The following is a 19,158-nucleotide window of genomic DNA, read 5'->3' as shown; positions in this document are numbered from 1 at the left end:
TAATTTAAGTATAAAATCCGGCAGGATAAAGGTTAGAAAGGGGAATAGATGTTATGGAAAAATATTCTGAAAAAGTTATGGAGCATTTTCAAAATCCCAGAAATGTTGGTGAGATTACTGACGCTGATGGAGTAGGAACAGTAGGAAATGCATCCTGCGGGGACATAATGAAACTCTTTATTAAAGTAAAAGATGGCAAGATAGTTGAAGCAAAGTTTAAGACCTTTGGATGCGGTGCCGCAATTGCAACAAGTTCCATGGTTACAGAACTTGTAATAGGAAAAACTATTGATGAAGCCCTGAAGATTTCCAAAGCAACTGTAGCTGAAGCTTTAGACGGACTTCCTCCACAAAAAATGCACTGCTCAAACCTTGCCGCTGATGCACTAAAAGCAGCGATTGAAGAATACCAGAATAAGGGAAATAAGCAGAAGAATAATTTCAAATAACAAAATTCAATTCTAAAAAAATCCCAATTGCCAAAATTTCAATAACTAAAATAATTATAAGTTGATTGTTTGGATTTTGAAATTTATTTTAAATTTGATGCTTGTGATTTGGGACTTCAATTAAAGTTAGACGAGGAGAACAATATGGAGGCTGATGAAAAGTTAGATGCTGTTGGACTCTACTGTCCAATGCCAATACTTTTGACAACAAAGAAGATGAAGGAGTTGAAAGTAGGACAGATTCTCGAGGTGATTGCAGATGATGAGGGAATTGTAAAGGATATGCCTTCATGGTGTAAAAGCACCGGTAACCAGTTTCTAAAAATAGAAAAAGCCGATGACCAGTTTCATGTGTTTGTAAAAAAGCTTGTTGCTGACGAGTAGTCAGGAAAACCGAAAGATTGGTCTGCCTTTAAAAAATAAAACAGCCCATTTTAAAGTAAAAAACGAAATTAACATAATGGGGCATATTGCAAAGGCATATGTCACATTATAAGTATTTTTCAATTAATGTCTTCAGAAAAAAAATATCTGACTTTATCAAAACCATGCTCTTTAAAAAACCTTGAAAGACCATCTCTGTATCACAGGGACAGAGATGAGCTTTACCAGCTTAATCAGGAGGCATTTGAGTTTCTGAAACTCTGTGACGGTACAAACAAGAAAAGCAATTTAAAAAGTGATGAGGAGCTCCTTGAATACTGCTTTGAAGAAAAACTCCTTACCCTGTATAAGAAGCCTTCTAAAAGAAAAATAATATTATCAAAGCCGTTGAAACCATCTCTGAGATATCTTGAGCTTCAGATAACAGATAAATGTAATCTCAGATGCAGGCACTGTTATCTTGGAAGGCAGAAAAAGAAAGAACTGGGTTTAGAGAAAATTTTTGATATTTGTGAGCAGTTTGAAAGACTTCAGGGATTGAGATTAATAATTTCAGGTGGAGAACCTCTGCTTCATAAGGAATTCTGGAAATTTAATGATGGTGTTGGCAAATATCAATTCCGTTCAATACTTCTATCCAACGGGACCCTCATAACTCCTCAGGCAGCTAAGATGTTAAAGGTCCAGGAGGTTCAGATAAGCATAGACGGAATAGAAAAATCCCATGATTTACTGCGTGGCAGGGGAATGTTTAAAGCTGCAATGAGGGGGGCTGAAAATGTTCTCAAAGAAGGAATTGACCTTTCAGTTGCGACAATAATCCATCCGTACAACCTTGATGATTTTGACGAAATGGAAAAGCTGTTTAAGAAAATGGGAGTAAAGGACTGGTCAGTTGATTTCCCGGTTTTTTCCGGTTACCTTGAGACAAATCCTGATTTTTCCCTGTCTCCTGAAAAAGGAGGCAGGTTTTTGAAGTATGGGTTTGGGTCGGGCTTATACGAATCATCAGGGAAATTCTCCTGTGGCTCTCATCTCTGCGCAATTACCCCTGACGGAAGAGTTTGCAAGTGCAGTTTTTTTATTGACCAACCTCTGGGCAGTATATATAATGATACCATAGGAGAGTGTTGGAAGAGGTTAAAACATTTTAGACTTGATGAGCTCAAGTGCAGTGGCTGTGAATATTTGAAAGATTGCAGAGGAGGTTGCAGGTTCAGGGCGTTTCTTGAAGGTGATTTGATGGGTGCTGATTTGGTCCGCTGCGCTGCTTTTGGAGTGAGTTTATAGTTTAATATGCTGAGCAATCCGACCCGAAGGTTCGTTATGACAAGGCGGAATTCTTGGTCAAACTGTTAAACTGTGTAATCATTAAAGGAGGTGATTCCATGAAGATTAGAAAGGTAACAAAAAAAGCAGGTATCACTTGTAAGTGCAAGGCTTCTTGCTAAGTTTTTATTTTCGAAAGGGCTCCACGGATAATATCATTCTGCGGAGCCCTTTCTTGTTTTATGATAGCTTGTGGATTAATGAATAGTTGTTAGTGAAGAGTGAGTAGCTTCAAAGCGAAGCTTTGTCTCTTGGGGTGCTTATGGAATTGCTTAAAAGTATAGATATAGCGATTTTTTATTTTATAAACCAGAGAATAAGTAATGGTTTTTTTGATATTTTAATGCCTTTAATTACAGACTTCGGGTTGTGGCCCTATCTTGTAATGCTGACAGCTTTGTTTTGCATACATCTCAGACGCAAAGGAATTTATCCGTTTGTTTTGACACAGGTTTCAATCTTCTCATCAAGATGGGTATGCAGGTTCCTTAAAGTATTTTTTGGCAGGCAAAGACCATTTGCAATCCTTGAAAATACCCATGTCCTTGAAATGGAGCATTACACTTTTTCTTTTCCCTCAGGCCATACTACTGTTGCCTTTGCATTTGCAACTGTTCTGGCTGTTAAAATTCCAAGAGTCAGAATTCCTGTTCTTGTAATTGCTGTGCTAATCGGATTTTCAAGAATTTATGTAGGAACCCATTATCCCTCTGATGTGGTTGCGGGGATGTTTTTAGGTTGCAGTGTATCTGCTATTATACTTTTTATTGAGAAAAAAATTAAGGTGATTAGAAATCTGAAATTTTAGTCTCAGGTGTTAGCCTGAGTAAAGAAGTTTAGAATAGGGGCGTTAAATTTAACGACTTTTTTTGTTTGACGAAAAATTTTGCTTCAATTATAAAACCATCAGCAAAAGGGAGGGGATAAATTATTTCAGCAGGAGAATGATATGGTAAAGATAAAACGGGCATTGATAAGTGTTTCTGATAAAACAGGAATTGTTGAGTTTGCAAAAGGACTCAAGTCTTTCAATGTTGAAATTGTTTCAACAGGAGGAACAGCAAAACTTTTGCGCGATAATAATATTCCTGCGATTGAAGTTGCAGAACTAACAGGTTTTCCTGAAATGCTTGATGGAAGGGTAAAGACTTTGCATCCCTTTGTCCACGGCGGAATACTTGCAAGAAGAAAGGAAAAGACTCATCAGGAGCAGGTTGAAAAACATAAGATTTCTTTGATAGATTTAGTGGTTGTGAATCTTTATCCGTTTGAGCAGGTGATAGAAAGAAAGAATTTTACCATAGAAGAGGCAATTGAGAATATAGATATTGGCGGTCCTGCTATGGTGAGGTCTGCGTGCAAGAATTTTGAAAGTGTCGGAGTTGTTGTGGACCCTGCAGATTATGATCCGGTTTTAAGAGAATTAGAAGAGAGGAACGGAGAGCTAAACAAGTCAACAAGATTTCACCTTGCAAGAAAGGCCTTTGCCCTGATATCCTCATATGATTCATCAATAGCAACATACCTTAATTCTATCAGGGTTGACAATGCAATGCCTGAAAAATACCCTGAAAGACTGACACTAAGCTTAGTTAAGGTTCAGGATTTAAGATACGGGGAAAACCCTCATCAGAATGCTGCTTTCTACAGGGAAGCAAAGCCTCCGCTCTTTCCTGTAATTTCCAGCGGGAAGCAATTGCAGGGAAAGGAACTTTCATTTAATAATATAATTGACCTTGATGCTGCATTAAACCTTGCCACTGAATTTGACCAGTGTGCAGCAGTAATCATAAAACATACAAACCCATGCGGTGTTGCCATAGCTGATACCTCTCTTCTTGATGCCTATATTAAAGCAAAAGAAACAGACCCGGTTTCAGCCTTCGGAGGAATAGTCGGCTTTAACAGAGAGGTTGACGAAGAGACTGCAAAGGAGGTTTCAAAGCTTTTTACGGAGGCAATAGTTGCTCCGTCATATTCTTATAGTGCCCTTCGGATTCTTGAGTCAAAGAAAAATTTAAGGTTGATTCAGGTTCCAATGGATGTAAAAACACTGGATAATATTCAGAACGGTTTTGACATTAAAAAGGTAGGTGGTGGAGTTCTGATACAGGATAGGGATGTTAAGAATATTGACTTAATGAGCCTCAAATATCCAACAAGGAGAAAACCAACACAGGATGAAATGGAAGTCCTGCAATTTGCATGGAAAGTTGCCAAGTACGTCAAGTCAAATGCAATAGTCTATGCAAGAAAAGGTCAGACAGTAGGGATTGGTGCTGGACAGATGAGCAGGGTTGATTCTTCAAAAATTGCTGTTATGAAAGCAAACCTTCCAACAAAAGGAACTGTTCTTGCCTCAGATGCTTTCTTTCCTTTCAGAGACGGGATTGACGAGGCTGCAAAGGCAGGGATTACAGCAGTAATCCAGCCGGGGGGTTCTGTTAAAGATGACGAGGTTATAAATGCCTGCAACGAATATAATATTGCTATGGTCTTTACAGGAATAAGGCATTTCAGGCATTAGGCTTGTAGAAGGGTTCCAGGGTTCAAGGGTTCGAGTGAAATTCAAAACTCAAAATTCTAATGTTCAAAACTGTTTTGAATTTTGGATTTTGGTCATTTGAATTTGTTTGGGATTTCGAATTTAGAATTTAATAGCTTGCAAAGCTATTTCAGATATTCATTAATTGCAGACGCTGCAGTTTTACCATCACCCATTGCAAGGATTACTGTGGCGCCGCCTCTTACAATATCTCCCCCTGCAAAAACTCCCTTTTTGCTGGTTGCGCAGTTTTTAGGGTCTGCAACTATATAGCCGTATTTGTTTGTTTTAAGTCCGCCTGTTGTCATTGGTATTAGCGGGTTTGCACCGTTGCCAATGGCTATTACCACTGTATCTACATCAATGACATATTCGGAATTCTTTATTGGAACAGGTTTCCTTCTTCCTGAAGCATCAGGCTCGCCAAGCTCCATTTTTAGACATTCAATGCCATTAACCCATCCCTTTTCATCTCCAATGATTTTTGTTGGATTTGTGAGGAGGACAAATTCAATTCCTTCTTCCTCAGCGTGTTTTATTTCTTCAACCCTTGCAGGCATCTCATTTCTTGAACGGCGGTATATAATGTATGAATGTTTGGCTCCAAGGCGTTTTGAAGTTCTCACAGCGTCCATTGCCGTATTCCCCCCCCCGACCACAGCCACTCTTTTCCCGCTAAAAACCGGTGTGTCATAATCAGGGAAAAGATATGCCTTCATGAGGTTGACACGCGTGAGGTATTCATTGGCAGAATAGACTCCGTTTAAATTTTCCCCCGGAATGTTCATAAAGTACGGAAGTCCTGCTCCTGTTCCGAGAAACGCAGCATGAAAACCATTAGAAAGAAGCTCATCAAGAGTTTCAGTTTTCCCAACTACATAGTTTGTTACAATTTCTACCCCGAGGCTTTTTATATAGTTGATTTCCTTTTCAAGAATTTTTTTGGGGAGCCTGAACTCAGGTATTCCATAGATGAGAACTCCTCCTGGCTTGTGGAGGGCTTCAAAAATTGTGACTCTGTGTCCGGACTTTACAAGTTCTCCTGCTGCTGTAAGACCTGCAGGTCCTGAACCAACTATTGCAACCTTTTTGCCTGTAGATTTTGGAAGGTCGGGGATTTTTATCTCTCCGTATTCCTGTTCAAAATCAGCAGCGAAGCGCTCAAGATTACCTATTGCAACAGGGGCTCCCTTTTTCCCGATAATACATGGTACTTCACACTGTTCTTCCTGCGGGCATACCCTTCCGCATACTGCCGGAAGGGTATTTTTTTCCTTAAGCTTTCTTGCCGCACCTATGAAATCTCCCTCTGCAATCAGCCTGATGAATCCCGGGATATCTATTCCGACAGGGCAGCCACCAACACAGAAGGGTTTTTTGCACTGAATGCATCTCTGGGCTTCTATTCTTGCAATCTCAGGAGGCAAGCCGAAGTTTACCTGTTCAAAGTTTTTCTTTCTTTTTTCAGGCTCCTGTTCCGGCATTTTCTGCCTTGGGATTTTCATCCTCTTTTTAGGGTCAATCTTCTCACTCATTTTTTTATCGCCTCGCTGCAACATCCTTCATGCTGGAATTTTTCATAGGAGAGCTTCTCGTATTCCTTATAGAAACTCTGCCTTTTCATCAACTCATCAAAGTCTATATGATGACCGTCAAATTCAGGTCCGTCAACGCAGACAAATTTGGTTTTGCCGTTAATAGTTACCCTGCATGCGCCACACATCCCTGTTCCGTCAACCATTACAGGATTAAGGCTTACCATAGTCTTTATCTTATAGCTTTTTGTTATATTGCATACAGCTTTCATCATTGGAACAGGGCCTACTGCAAGGACAAAGTCAACTTTCCTGTCCTTTTCAAGAATTTCCTTGAGCACATCAGTGACAAGTCCCTTCCTTGCATAGGTTCCATCATCAGTTGTAACATGGAGTTCATTGCTTGTAGCTTTAAGTTCCTCTTCCATGAAAAGGAGCTCCCTGCTTCTAAATCCCATAATGGAAATCACATTATTCCCTTTTTCCTTTAAGGCTTTTGCAAGGGGATATGCTACTGCTATCCCAACACCACCTCCAATGCAGACTGATGTTCCAAAATTTTCAATGTGGGATGGTATGCCAAGTGGTCCTGCAAGATTTAAAATGATGTTTCCCTTGTTCAGGGAATTAAGCTTTATTGTGCTTTTACCAAGTGCCTGGCAGATAATAGTGACAGTTCCTTCTTCTGGCGAGGAATCAGCTATTGTCAGCGGGACTCTTTCTCCTGTTTCATCAATCTGAAAAATTACAAACTGCCCGGCTTTCCTCTTTTTAGCTATGGACGGAGCCTTTATCCTGAAAAGATTTACAACCGGTGAAAGGACTTTCTTTTCAACTATCTCAAACATCACATACTCCCTGTGAAATTGCAAAGCCTCTTAAACAAAAATAGACTTCTTTGTCAAGGGAATATTAGAAGATTGATTACACAGAATTTGTTTTAAAGTGCGCCCGGAGAATTCTTTTCAATCCAGGCAAGGCTTTTAAGGGCATTCTCTCTTGAGTGGGCTTCAACTGTAATAATTAAACTATTAAGCAAATGATTTGTAAGAGAAAAAAGTTTTTTAAAATCTATGCCTCCTTCTCCAAGGGCTATGTGGTCATCATTAGTTCCGTTGTTGTCGTGGATATGTATTTCCTTTAGATGAGATTTTACGCTGTTAATCCACTGCTCTAATGGAATTTTCCCAAAAACATTAAAATGGCCAATATCAAAGCAGATTTTAAAATTTTTAGAATTTATTTCAGAAACAAGTTCAACGAGTCTGTCAGGTTTTTCTTCGAAAACATTTTCTATGGTAAAAAAAATATCATCGTGCGGAAGCTCTTTTAGAAGCGTTTTCCATGTTATGAGACTGTTTTCAAACCAAACATTTTCAAATCCCTGAAACCTTAAACTGTCAAATCCGGGATGGACTACAATATTTTCCGGATGAATGATTTCTGCAATTTCAAGAACATGGCGCAGCCTTGAAACAGTAGCCTCCCTGACTTTTTTATCAAAGCCTCCGGGGCTTAAATCGTGAAAAGGGGAATGAAATGTGGTCCTGATACCGTTAACTGAGAGTTGTTTGCTTAATTCCTTTATATCATTAAGAGATACTTCATCAAGTGTGTCACCTGAGAAATATATTTCAAGATTTATTTTTTTCTCAAAAATTAGCGTTTTGTATCCTGCAATTTTTTTGTACGGGATATGGATGAAAATATTATTATTTGCCAATTTAGCTTCTCTCCTAAATTCTATAGGATTAAAGAGGTCTGGTAAAAATCAAAATAACAAATCTAAAGTTAAAAGTTTAATTGAAAATTTTGATATTTGATTTTTAATTTCTAATCTTATTCCACTTGAACCCTTGAACCCTAATATGACGGCAGCTTAAGCTTTTTTCCGACCCTTAGCTGCGAATTAACCTCAAGTCCATTTAGGGTTGCAAGCTCTTCAGCTTTTTTTCCGTCACCTAATTCTTTCTCCGCTATTTTGTTGAAATTGTCCCCTTCTTTAACAGTATATATATTAAGGTGTTTTGCCTTAAGCCCTTCAGTTTCATTATCTGACAGATTTCTCAGGCTGTAAATAGTCTTGTTAAAATCATCTAATGCAAACCGGAAATCCTTTGCAGGTGAATAGCATATAAGTGCAAACCCGGAGCCGTTTTTAACAAAGAAGAGAACTTTCAGTCTCAGAGGCGTTTTTTCTGATTTAGCATCGTAATAGCAGATGTAACCGTCCAAGCCGTTTTTAGAATAGGGTTCATTCTGGAATCTCTTCAGATGTGTTTTCCCTTCCCATTTTTCCGCTAACTGAACAGATGTAAGACCTTCTCTTCTGTTAATCTGCTCAAGTTCAATGTTGAGAATATTTTCAGGATCTTTTGAGAACAGTTTTCCGTTTTTTATTGTATTGTCCCATCCTGCAGGAAGCGAGATAGCGAAGCGATATGCACGGTTTTTGTAGCTGTTTCCGGAGACTATTCCTTCTTTTTCTCCTCTTCCGTATACAAGTCCCTGAAGCATGCTGATGTATTTGTCATCGAGGATTTGTAACTGTGCTGTTGTAGTGGATTTAAGTTTATTGCCGTGAATGATTGCCTGTTTTATCCTGTTTTCTGTTTCAGGATGGGTTGCAAAAAGACCATGAAATACTCCTGTTCCTTTTTCAGTCTTCTTCAGTGTGGTAAGAAAGGACGCAGCCTGCAATGGGTCATAACCGGCTCTGAATTCATAATTCTGCCCAAGTTCATCAGACTGCAATTCATACTGCCTTCCAAAACCATTCTCAATTGTCCCAAAGATGATATCGCTTATCTGTCCCCACTGGCTCAACTGTGGAAGAGCAATTGAAGCGCCTGTCATAAGAACCTGGTATCCTATCGCCTGAGAAATTTGTTTTGCGCTGTGGCGGGCGCAGACATGGCCTATTTCATGTCCCAGGACCCCTGCAAGTTCCGCTTCGCTGTTAAGAAGGGCAAGAATTCCTCTTGTTATGTAAATATATCCTCCGGGAAGGGCAAAGGCATTTATCTCAGTGCTGTCAACTACAGTGAAAAAAAATTTGATATTTTTCCTGTCGCTCACACCCGCAACTTTTTGTCCTATTTCATCAATATAATTTTGCAGCTTCTGGTCGCTGTATAGCCCGTAGGTGTCAAGCACCTCTTTGTCAGCACTTACCCCCATAGAGATTTCCTGTGCTTCGGAGATGAGGATAAAGTCTTTTTCTTTTGTAACAGGATTAGTTACACACTGAAGGAAAATAAGGGAAGGCATAAGAATTATCAAATAGAAAAATAAATTAATATTTTTTTTCTTCATGCTTTCTTTCTATACAAAATTTATTTCAACTTTGCAATTCAAGAATTCATCTGGGGATTTTATTCTCAGGCAAAAAACTACGGCTGGTGAATCTGAAACGTTTCCATTCTCAGCTTGCTTCTGATTGCTCAGAATAGATGCAGATCTGGTTTCTTCCAAGAGTTTTGGCTTTGTAGAGAGCTTTGTCTGCCCTTTCTATCAAATCTGTTCTGTTTTTTGCATCAAAAGGGAAAGCAGCAATTCCTCCGCTTATTGTTATTTTGCTCTGTTTTGCTATTTCGCGGGTGAAAAACTTTTTTGTTTCTATCAGTTCTTTTATTCTATAACCGATTGTTGCTGCATTCATCTTGTCTGTTTCAGGGATTATTATGGCAAACTCATCTCCTCCATACCTTGCAATGAGGTCACAATTTCTGCTTACCTGCTTGAGCGTTACAGAAACTTCCTGTAAAATCGTATCTCCGCTTTGATGCCCTTTTGTGTCATTTAGAATCTTGAAGTTATCAATATCTACCATAAGAAGAGACAGAGGATGCTCATATCTTCTGGCTCTGGCGATTTCTGATTCCAGCAACTGATGAAAGAAACGATGATTATAAAGATGTGTAAGACCATCAATTCTTGAAAGCTGTTTATAATATTCCCCTTCTGCGGCACTTTTCATCAGCTTTCTTTTTTCGATGGTTTTTGCTATGACAATTTTTATGTGGTCAAGATTAAATGGTTTTGTTATGTAGTCATAAGCTCCAAGCTTCATGCACTCGATAGCCCCTTCTACAGTGGCATAGGCTGTAATTATAATTACATCACAATCAGGGTCAATTCTTTTTGATGTTCTCAAAACCTCAATCCCGTCAGCACCGGGCATTATAATGTCGGTTATGATTATTTCAAAGTTGTCTTTCTCTATTATTTTTATTGCATCAATGCCATTTGTTGCGGTAACGACTTCGTGTCCGTCGCTTTGAAGCAGACTTACAAGCACGTTTTTCTGCAATTCTTCATCTTCAACTATCAGAATTTTTGTAGTTTGAGCAGTTTCCATTATCCTGTCTTTGATGGGTTTCTGTTTAGAATTATTGGTGTAGAACAATTCATTTTAAATGATTTTATTGTAATAAACTCAATATGTTGCAGTTCATATAAAAGATGTTAATAAAAAAACTAATTCTGAATTGATTACATTATAACACTATATTTAATATTTCAACTTTTTTCTTATCAAAGACGGGAACAAAGTAAACAGAGGGAAGGGGTGTTTCTTTTAAAAATTCCTCACTGCCAAAGTAGCAGGTTGTCCATTGTAAACTTACTTACACCGCCTGAAATCATGTAAACAGGTCTCATAGAGGAATCCCTTATGAAAAGATAACAAGAATATTAAATATCAAATTTCAAATACCAAATCATTTGATAATATAAAAATAAAATAAATTTGTTTGACAAAAAGCTTTTGTTGAATATAATTAAGTCAATTCTGGAAGAATTTATAATTATACCAAGCATTATAACATCAGCTCATAAATTTTATTTTCTTGTTTATAATTATAATTTTGGGAGATTTTAAAGAATGCTATTATTCAATATATATATCTTTGCTTCTTCAATCATCTTTTGCCTTATAGCGACTCCTTTTATCAAACTGGTTTCCTTAAGATTCAATATAGTCAAAAAGCCGAACCACATAACTGTACATGAAAGTCCTATGCCTTTACTGGGGGGTATTGCAATAGTCCTTTCAATGATTGCCTCTATAGTTTCTTTATTTTTTATCTTCAAGCTTGAGTCTATTGAAATGCATGGTCTTTCAAAACAACCTTTAATCCTTTTCTTTTCGGGATTGATTATACTGGTTCTTGGTGTTTTTGATGACATAAAAGGTGTAAGCCCATGGGGAAAGTTTATGGTTCAGGCATTAGCTGCATCGATTATATGGGTTTGTGGAATAAGATTTGACTTCCTGTTAAGCCATCTTGAGTCAGGTACAACGACAGATATAATTTCTTTTTTTATGACACTCCTCTGGATGCTTTCTTTTACTAATGCAATGAATCTTATTGACGGGCTTGATGGACTCGCAACCGGTATTTCTTCTATTTCTTTTCTTTCACTAGGTATAATTTCTTATAATAGCCAGATACTTTCATTTATGTGTGTTGCCCTTGCAGGGGCAACACTTGGATTTTTGCGTTTCAATTTTAATCCTGCAAAGATATTTCTCGGAGATACGGGGTCTTTATTTCTGGGATATATGCTCGGAGGTATTTCTCTGGTTGGAGCAATGAAGACTGCCACGATAAGTTCTATAATGATTCCAATAATTTTAATGGGTCTTCCTGCAATTGATACAGGATTATCCATAATAAGAAGAGTGTTAAAAAATACAAGCATATTTCAGGGAGATAAAGAACATATACATCACAAACTGCTTGAAATGGGTTTTTCTCACAGAAGGGTTGTCATAATACTTTACTCTTTTTCGGTACTTTTTTCCTTTTTAGCGCTTTATCTGACATTTGACAGCGGAAAACAGTTTGGGCTGGTTGTTTTGGTATTCTCAGTAGTGTCATATTTGGCTTTCAGCAAACTGGGGTATAAAGAGTATCTTAAACTGCTCAAATACCGCATTGTTGGCAATGGTGATGAGAATATTCCCCTGGAAGTCAAGTATTTTGACCTGACTTCAAAGCTGAATGTTGCAAAAAAACCTGAGGATATATGGGAAACAGCAAGCAAGCTAATTAATATGATAGGTTTTGAGAGGTCGTCACTTCACTTCTTGGATCCGGAAAGAAAGAAGATAATAAAAGTTTTCAGCTGGGCTCAGGATTTGAACAAAATAGAAGCCTTAATGACAAGATATCAGAAAATAGTTATGAAAAAAACGCTTGGAGAAAAAGGCTCTATTGTCTCCTACCAGCTTTCTCAGGGAAAACCTGAGATACTGTTTATCAGGTCAAAAGATGAAATGAATGGGATAATATGCAATGAGATATTGAAGGATATAGCTGCTGAGCAGTTTGTCTCAGTTCCTATAATAGGAAAAAATGGGGCGCTGGGATATATTGTTGCTGACAAATACTTTTCTTCCAATCCGATTAAGCAGGAAGAAGTTGCAATGTTGGCAAGCCTTGCAGCTCAGATAGCTGCGATTGTCGAGTGCAATCAGTTAAGCATCGATTTGAATAGTATTGTCTCTGACGTAAGGAAGAGGTCTCAGTTAGTAGAGTCGCAAAAGAATATATTATACTGATTAAAGCTTATCAGAAATTCTCCTATATCCAGACAAACTCGCAACTAACCTAAAATAAAAGCATTTTTATATGAAAATATTTTTTTCTGTAATTAGTCTGATGCTGTTTTCTTTATATGCCTCAAGTTCTTATGGAGAAAATTTTAAAATCGGAGTTGTTGATATACAGAAAATTATGCTTGAATCAAAAAAGGGAAAGCAGTCTTTGAAGGAACTTAAAGAGGAATTTGAGGAAAAAAGAAAAAAGATTGAATCTGCGGACAAAGAATTGGAAATGCTTAAAAAAGAAATTCTTGATAAGGTATCAATATGGAGCAATGAGACAAAGGAGAAAAAAGAAGAGGATTTTAATCAGAAACTGAAAAAATACCAGAGAGACAGAGAGGAGTTTGAAGAAGAGATGGGGGAAAAGAATTCGCAGGTAAACCAGAGAATACTGAGCGAGATAATAAATATAGTTGAGGATGTAGCAAAGAGCGAAAATTATACAATAATTTTGGAAAAAGAAACTCTTATTTATCTTTCTCCTTCTGTTGATATCACTGGACGGGTTGTGGAAAAATATGACAGAATGTGAAATAGAATTATTTTTATATAATAAAATCTTAGTGGAGGCGAGGGGAATCGAACCCCTGTCCGAAGATATGATGCTTAAGGCGCTACATGCTTATCCTCTGTTTTAATCTCATCCCCTGAATCTCCCGGAGGCAGGATTTTCAGAGAACCAGCTTGAATTTTTCTTGTCTTTTTCCCATCAAGCGATGAGAAAAAGACCAGCCTGCTAAATGGTCCCGATTAAATCCCACAGGCGAGAACCTAACCAGGATTAGCTGTTCTTAGGCAGCTAAGGGCAGAGCGTAATTGTCTGCGTTTATTTTTATTTCCAGCTGTTTTACGAGCCACTGGGACCTCGGCATGCTCCGTCAAACCTCACTTATCCCCGTCGAATCCAATTCGCCCCCAGAACACTTTGTGTTACTTATAGCTTATAGCTATTAGCTTTTAATATTTCAAGTTCTAACTTAGTTAACTATTCACTTCATCCAACGTCAAACTCTGAACTTTTACCTTTTTAGCCAAAGAAAACTTTTGCGATTTCGTAGATTTCCATATCAAGGGTTTTAAGTTTACCAACTGCCTCTGCAAGGTCAACTGTCACAATTTTGTTGCAGTGAAATGCCATCATTTTTCCGAAAATTCCGTCTTTAACCAAATCCACTGCGGCAACTCCAAACCTAGTTGCAAGGACTCTGTCATAAGCTGTTGGCGTGCCTCCCCTCTGAATATGGCCAAGAACAGTTACCCTTGTGTCATAACCGGTCCTTTTTTCAATCTCTGAAGCAAGAAAACTTCCTATGCCGCCGAGCTTAATATGTCCGAAATCATCCCTCTGATCGCTTGTTGTAACCGGTCTATCGAGTTCCTTTGGTTTTGAGCCTTCTGCAACAACCACAATGCTGAAGTTTTTTCCCCTGCTGTGGCGTTTCCTCAGCATATTGCAAACCTCATCAATATCAAATGGGACCTCGGGGATGAGAATTATATCTGCTCCTCCTGCAATCCCTCCAAAGGTAGCAATCCAGCCGGCATGCCTGCCCATGACCTCAACTACCATTATGCGGTCATGGGCTTCTGCGGTTGAATGGAGCCGGTCAATTGCTTCTGTAACAATGCTTACTGCTGTATCAAAGCCAAAAGTAAAATCTGTTCCGTCAACATCATTGTCGATTGTTTTTGGAACTCCAAGCACTTTTAGTCCTATCTGAGAAAGCCGATTGGCAACCCCAAGGGTATCTTCTCCTCCAATAGCAATTAAGGCATCGATTCCAAATTTTCTATAATTCTCCATTAATCTCTGCAGATGTTCTTCTTTCTTAAACGGGTTTGTCCTTGATGTTCCGATGATTGTTCCTCCAACATGAAGTATTCCTGATACTGAAAAATTTGTGAGGGGTTCAGTCTCTCCGTAAATAAGACCGTGCCATCCTTTTTTTATCCCCAGAACTTCATATCCGTATGAGCTTGACCTTCTGACAATTGCCCTTATTGCTGCATTAAGCCCCGGACAGTCTCCTCCTCCTGTTAGTACTCCGATTCTCATAGCTTAATGTCTCCTTGCTTTTTGTCAATACATTAAAAAAACTTTCTTGATATTTTATATATCAGCATATCTTTTTTGTCAAAACAGTTTTTCTTCTGTCCTTAGAAAAATAAAAATTTTTTCTTCATAGATTTAAAAAAAACAAAATACTAATTGCAAAAATTATATGTTTTTCTTTGTTTTAAACATAGGGTTTCTCAAATCACTGTTTTTAGATAGATATAGAAACTGGTCTTTACCTGCTTGCCGGCAGGCAGGGACCAGTTGACAACGGTTCACTTTTCCTCTGTTTTTTCTACATCCCTTTTAAATTTCCTGTCTTCGCAAAAAAATACACACGCTATATAAAGTGTAAGATTGTTTTTTTAGCACAATATAGCCTGCCTGTTTAACTTGTCATAACGTTTTAATAATAAAATAAAAAATAGATATGGAAAATATTCTGTTTTTCTCTTGACAAAAGGTATACTCGGGGGTAAATTGTACCCATAAAGTGGGATAAAGTGGGGATTGATATTTCCTTATGTTTCAGGGAACATTTAATCATACGATTGATGCAAAGGGGAGAGTCAGCATTCCTTCTAAATTCAGAGAAGTATTAAGAGAAAAATATTCTGAAGAGGTGGTGCTGACCCGCGATCCTGACAAGTGTCTTGTTGCATATCCTTTAGCAGAGTGGAATGTTCTGGTGGAAAAACTCAAGCAGCTTTCAAACCTTGATGAAGACCAGAAGAAAGCAAGAAGATACCTGCTTTCCTTTGCTGAAAAATGCGCCCTTGACAAGACAGGAAGAATTCTTATTCCTCCAATGCTGAGAGAACATGCCCATCTTGAAAAGGATGTGTTTATTACCGGCAACTCTGACACATTTGAAATATGGGACAAGAAGGTATGGGAGGAATATAACAAAGATATGCCCGACGTTTTTAAGAATATAAAAGAGAAGCTTGAGAGGATAGGGCTATAAATTGAGCCATGGTTTATGAACTCATTTCATACTCCTGTTCTTGCAGAGGAAGTTTTAGAATCTTTAAGATGTGACAGAAAAGGGATTTATGTTGATTGTACTCTCGGGGGAGGCGGGCATAGCGAGGAGATTTTAAAGGTAACAGACCCTGCAAGCGTTGTGATTGGTATTGACCAGGATGAAGAGGCAATCAGGGTTGCTTCGGAAAGATTAAAAGAGTTTGGCGCAGGATTCAGGGTATTAAAAGGAAATTTCAGGGATATTGAAGGAATACTTGAAAGAGAAAATATCAGAGAGATTGATGGCATTCTTTTTGACCTTGGCGTTTCAGGCTATCAGATAGATGAACAGTCAAGAGGGTTCAGCTTCAGAAAGGCAGGACCTCTTGATATGAGAATGGACATAAGAAAAAAGACAACAGCTTTTGATTTAATAAACAGTTTACCTCAGAAGGAGCTTGAAAATGTAATAAGAAGTTTTGGAGAGGAAAAGTGGGCAGGCAGGATTGCGAGGGTTATAGTTAAGGTAAGATCTGAAAAAAATATATTAACTACTACCGAGTTAGCAGAAATCATTTCAAATATCATTCCTAAATCCAACTGGCCCGGTAAAATCCACCCTGCTACAAAAACTTTCCAAGCCTTAAGAATAAAGGTTAATGAAGAACTGGAAATCCTGACTCCTGCATTAACATCTGCAATCTCAAAATTAAGTTCCGGAGGAAGGATTTGCGTCATCTCCTACCATTCATTAGAGGACAGGATTGTGAAAGAAGTTTTCAATAAAAAGGCAAAGGGCTGTATCTGCCCTCCAAGATTTCCTGAGTGCAGATGCAATGTAAGACCCGTTTTGAAGATTATTAACAAAAAACCTGTCCGTGCTTCTGAATCAGAGATTGCGCAAAATCCAAGGGCAAGAAGCGCAAAGCTCAGGGCAGGAGAAAGGATATAAGGCAAATGCCTGCTAATAACTTGGTACTGAAAGGGATAGAAAGAGTGAGGGAGAATTCCAGTGGCTAAGACACTTTCAAACACCAGTGTTTTTCTTGGCGGAAATATTGTTCTCAGGCAGGAAGGCATTAAGAAACTCAGGAGGTTTTTTATATACCTGCTTACTGTTCTGGTTTTTTTCAGCGGCATATTTTTCATGGTATGGGAGGAGATATATATCATGAAACTCACTTATGAAATTCATCAGCTGAGGCGTAATCTGAAGGAGCTAAATTTCAATAATAAAAAGCTTAAGTTTGAGATATCAACTCTTTCATCGCTCAGCAGAATAGAGAAAGAAGCTGTCTCAATCTTAAACCTGAAATCACCGGAGTCTGAACAGGTAAAGGTGATAGTTTCTTCATCTCCTGACCCCATGAAGCTTTTTTTTGATGTCTCCTTAGGGGAGAGGCTCATAGAAGATAAATAGAATGGTAATAATACTAACAGAGTGAACAATGACTAACGGTAATACTGAAAACATAAAAAAAAGAATATTTATTGTTTTTTCTTTTCTCTCAGTTTTATACCTATGCGCTTTTCTAAGGGATTTTTACCTCCAGATAATAGAGCACAAGATATTAAAAGAGCGGGCAGATAAACAGACAACTCAAAAAATAGTAATCAATCCTGTGAGAGGAATAGTATTTGACCGCAATTACAGAAGCTTGGCCGTAAGCATAGATGTAAATTCAGTTTACGCAAATCCATTAAAAATAAAAAACCCGCAAAAGGTTGCTGAGGTCATTTCACAGTTGCTTGGTGTAAACAGGAAGTCTCTTGAGAGCAGGTTGAATTCAATGCGTAATGATAAAAAAACTTTTGCATGGATTAAAAGAAAAATAACAGATGATGAGTTCAAGAGATTAGAGAGGGTAAAACCTAAAGGTGTAGATTTTGTCAAGGAGAGCCAGAGATTTTATCCTAAGGAAGAACTCGCAAGCCAATTTATAGGATTCACAGGCATTGACAATGATGGCCTTGAAGGGATTGAAAGACTTTTTGAAAAATTCATCAAGGGTGAGTCAGGAATTAGGGTTGTCACAGAAAAGGATGCCAAGGGAAGGTCTGTTTATGTTTTTGAAAAGCCAAGGTCTGAAGGAAAGAACATAGTTCTGACAATTGATGAGAACATCCAGTATATCGTGCAGTCAGAGCTTGAAAAGAGGGTTGAGAAAGTCAAAGCTTCAGGAGGGTGCGCTGTTGTGATGAACCCAATGAATGGTGATATTCTTGCAATGGCATCAATGCCAAAATTCAATGCGAACCAAATTAACCAGTATTCTCCTTCAGACAGGAGAAACAAGGTAATAAGCGACCCTTACGAACCCGGCTCAACATTTAAGGTGATAACAGCCTGCGCTGCCCTTGAGGAGTCAGTTGCAAAACCTGATACAGTCCTTGACTGCTCAAACGGATTTATCCAGGTGGCAAATAAAAGGATAAGAGATGTTCACAAATACGGAAAGCTTACCTTTGAACAGGTCATTCAGAAATCAAGCAATGTTGGGACAATAAAGCTTGGAATGATGTTAGGTCCTTCACAGCTTTATAAATACATCTCTCTTTTTGGTGTTGGCCAGCGAACCGGAATCGGGCTTTACGGAGAATCACCAGGGATTATGAGAAGTCCTGAAAAATGGTCAGGAACATCCATTGGCGCAATTCCCATAGGACAGGAGGTTTCGGTGACTCCGCTTCAGCTTGCATTAATATACTCTGTAATTGCAAACGGGGGAATTCTTTATAAGCCGAGGATAGCTTTAAGAATAGAAGACAGTGAAAAAAATATAATAAAGGAATTCAATCCTGAGATAAAAAGAAGAGTAGTTTCAGAAAAAACAGCAAAGATTTTAAGCAGCATTTTAAAAGGGGTTGTGAGTGAAGAAGGCACAGGCAATCTCGCCAAAGTCAAGGGGTTTCAGGTTGCAGGCAAAACCGGAACCGCACAAAAAGCAAAAAGGGGAGGCGGAGGATATCTGAGCAATAAATATGTTTCATCCTTTGTGGGATATCTTCCTGCTGACAAACCTGCGGTGACAATACTTGTGACAATAGATGAACCTTCAACTGCACACTACGGCGGTATAATTGCAGCTCCTGCTTTTTCAAGAATGGCGGATAGGATTATGAGATATTTAAACATAAAACAAGGAGAAGAAACCCCAGCTATTCCAATGATTGTTGAGGCAGAGAACAGGCTTCCGGATGGTTTGGTTTTTTCTAAATTGGAAAAAACAAAAAAATCCAACGGTAAAAATTTACCAGTTAGAAACAGAAATCTGTAACAA

Annotated in this window: 18 protein-coding genes and 1 other RNA gene; 11 read left to right on the top strand and 8 right to left on the bottom strand. The window is 38.3% G+C overall.

Going from position 1 to position 19,158, the window contains the following annotated elements; genetic code table 11:
• Positions 1–53 precede the first annotated feature (53 nt).
• The 5 genes from A3H37_01670 (at position 54) to A3H37_01650 (ending at position 4,689) form a co-directional block, all read left to right on the top strand.
• Positions 54–449 (top strand): Fe-S cluster assembly scaffold protein NifU, encoded by a 396-nt coding sequence (locus A3H37_01670; protein OGL49719.1) that lies wholly within the window; start codon positions 54–56, stop codon positions 447–449.
• 144 nt (positions 450–593) lie between these two features.
• Positions 594–833: a SirA family protein gene (locus A3H37_01665; protein OGL49718.1), complete on the top strand. Its 240-nt coding sequence runs from the start codon at positions 594–596 to the stop codon at positions 831–833.
• Positions 834–959: 126 nt separating this feature from the next.
• Positions 960–2,123, top strand: a complete 1,164-nt coding sequence (locus tag A3H37_01660) for a hypothetical protein (GenBank protein ID OGL49717.1) — start codon at positions 960–962, stop codon at positions 2,121–2,123.
• 283 nt (positions 2,124–2,406) lie between these two features.
• A complete protein-coding gene (locus tag A3H37_01655) occupies positions 2,407–2,970 on the top strand; it encodes a hypothetical protein (GenBank protein ID OGL49716.1) in 564 nt (187 codons plus the stop codon).
• A gap of 141 nt (positions 2,971–3,111) precedes the next feature.
• Positions 3,112–4,689, top strand: a complete 1,578-nt coding sequence (locus A3H37_01650; protein OGL49715.1) for a bifunctional phosphoribosylaminoimidazolecarboxamide formyltransferase/IMP cyclohydrolase — start codon at positions 3,112–3,114, stop codon at positions 4,687–4,689.
• 143 nt (positions 4,690–4,832) lie between these two features.
• On the opposite strand, the gene A3H37_01645 is transcribed toward A3H37_01650, so the two are convergent.
• From A3H37_01645 to A3H37_01620, 6 genes are all read right to left on the bottom strand, one after another.
• The gene (locus A3H37_01645) at positions 4,833–6,242 is read right to left on the bottom strand and encodes a glutamate synthase (NADPH), homotetrameric (GenBank protein ID OGL49714.1); all 1,410 of its coding nucleotides are present in this window, start codon (positions 6,240–6,242) and stop codon (positions 4,833–4,835) included.
• Entirely contained in the window at positions 6,239–7,090 is an 852-nt protein-coding gene (locus tag A3H37_01640; protein ID OGL49713.1) for a ferredoxin-NADP reductase, read from the bottom strand. The genes A3H37_01645 and A3H37_01640 overlap by 4 nt, the downstream gene beginning before the upstream one ends.
• Positions 7,091–7,182: 92 nt before the next feature.
• Positions 7,183–7,965 (bottom strand): hypothetical protein, encoded by a 783-nt coding sequence (locus A3H37_01635; GenBank protein OGL49712.1) that lies wholly within the window; start codon positions 7,963–7,965, stop codon positions 7,183–7,185.
• Between the two features lie 140 nt (positions 7,966–8,105).
• On the bottom strand, positions 8,106–9,557 hold the full coding sequence (locus tag A3H37_01630) for a hypothetical protein (GenBank protein OGL49711.1): 1,452 nt from the start codon (positions 9,555–9,557) through the stop codon (positions 8,106–8,108).
• Positions 9,558–9,666: 109 nt separating this feature from the next.
• The gene (locus tag A3H37_01625; protein OGL49710.1) at positions 9,667–10,602 is read right to left on the bottom strand and encodes a hypothetical protein; all 936 of its coding nucleotides are present in this window, start codon (positions 10,600–10,602) and stop codon (positions 9,667–9,669) included.
• Between the two features lie 518 nt (positions 10,603–11,120).
• A complete protein-coding gene (locus A3H37_01620) occupies positions 11,121–11,336 on the bottom strand; it encodes a hypothetical protein (GenBank protein OGL49709.1) in 216 nt (71 codons plus the stop codon).
• Here A3H37_01620 and A3H37_01615 point away from each other — a divergent pair.
• Both A3H37_01615 and A3H37_01610 read left to right on the top strand, forming a co-directional pair.
• Complete coding sequence (locus tag A3H37_01615; GenBank protein ID OGL49708.1) at positions 11,299–12,810, top strand: hypothetical protein; 1,512 nt, start codon at positions 11,299–11,301, stop codon at positions 12,808–12,810. The genes A3H37_01620 and A3H37_01615 overlap by 38 nt on opposite strands.
• Positions 12,811–12,880: 70 nt before the next feature.
• Positions 12,881–13,387: a hypothetical protein gene (locus A3H37_01610; GenBank protein ID OGL49707.1), complete on the top strand. Its 507-nt coding sequence runs from the start codon at positions 12,881–12,883 to the stop codon at positions 13,385–13,387.
• 29 nt (positions 13,388–13,416) lie between these two features.
• Here A3H37_01610 and ssrA read toward each other — a convergent pair.
• Together ssrA and A3H37_01600 are read right to left on the bottom strand one after the other, a co-directional pair.
• Positions 13,417–13,772, bottom strand: a transfer-messenger RNA (tmRNA) gene (gene ssrA, locus A3H37_01605).
• A gap of 110 nt (positions 13,773–13,882) precedes the next feature.
• Positions 13,883–14,911 carry a pyrophosphate--fructose-6-phosphate 1-phosphotransferase gene (locus A3H37_01600; GenBank protein ID OGL49706.1) on the bottom strand — a complete coding sequence of 343 codons (1,029 nt, stop codon included), beginning with the start codon at positions 14,909–14,911 and terminating at the stop codon, positions 13,883–13,885.
• Between the two features lie 523 nt (positions 14,912–15,434).
• Between A3H37_01600 and A3H37_01595 the strand changes: the two genes are divergently transcribed.
• The 4 genes from A3H37_01595 to A3H37_01580 are packed head-to-tail and all read left to right on the top strand — an operon-like array spanning position 15,435 to position 19,155.
• Positions 15,435–15,878, top strand: a complete 444-nt coding sequence (locus A3H37_01595) for a division/cell wall cluster transcriptional repressor MraZ (protein OGL49705.1) — start codon at positions 15,435–15,437, stop codon at positions 15,876–15,878.
• A gap of 15 nt (positions 15,879–15,893) precedes the next feature.
• On the top strand, positions 15,894–16,829 hold the full coding sequence (locus A3H37_01590) for a 16S rRNA (cytosine(1402)-N(4))-methyltransferase (protein OGL49704.1): 936 nt from the start codon (positions 15,894–15,896) through the stop codon (positions 16,827–16,829).
• Positions 16,830–16,889: 60 nt separating this feature from the next.
• On the top strand, positions 16,890–17,297 hold the full coding sequence (locus A3H37_01585; GenBank protein ID OGL49703.1) for a hypothetical protein: 408 nt from the start codon (positions 16,890–16,892) through the stop codon (positions 17,295–17,297).
• 28 nt (positions 17,298–17,325) lie between these two features.
• Entirely contained in the window at positions 17,326–19,155 is a 1,830-nt protein-coding gene (locus A3H37_01580) for a hypothetical protein (protein ID OGL49702.1), read from the top strand.
• Positions 19,156–19,158 lie beyond the last annotated feature (3 nt).

This window comes from Candidatus Schekmanbacteria bacterium RIFCSPLOWO2_02_FULL_38_14 (assembly GCA_001790855.1).
GTDB lineage: Bacteria > Schekmanbacteria > GWA2-38-11 > GWA2-38-11 > GWA2-38-11 > 2-02-FULL-38-14-A.
The sequence above is the reverse complement of the archived record's forward strand: the minus strand, read 5'-3'. Positions and strand labels throughout refer to the sequence as shown.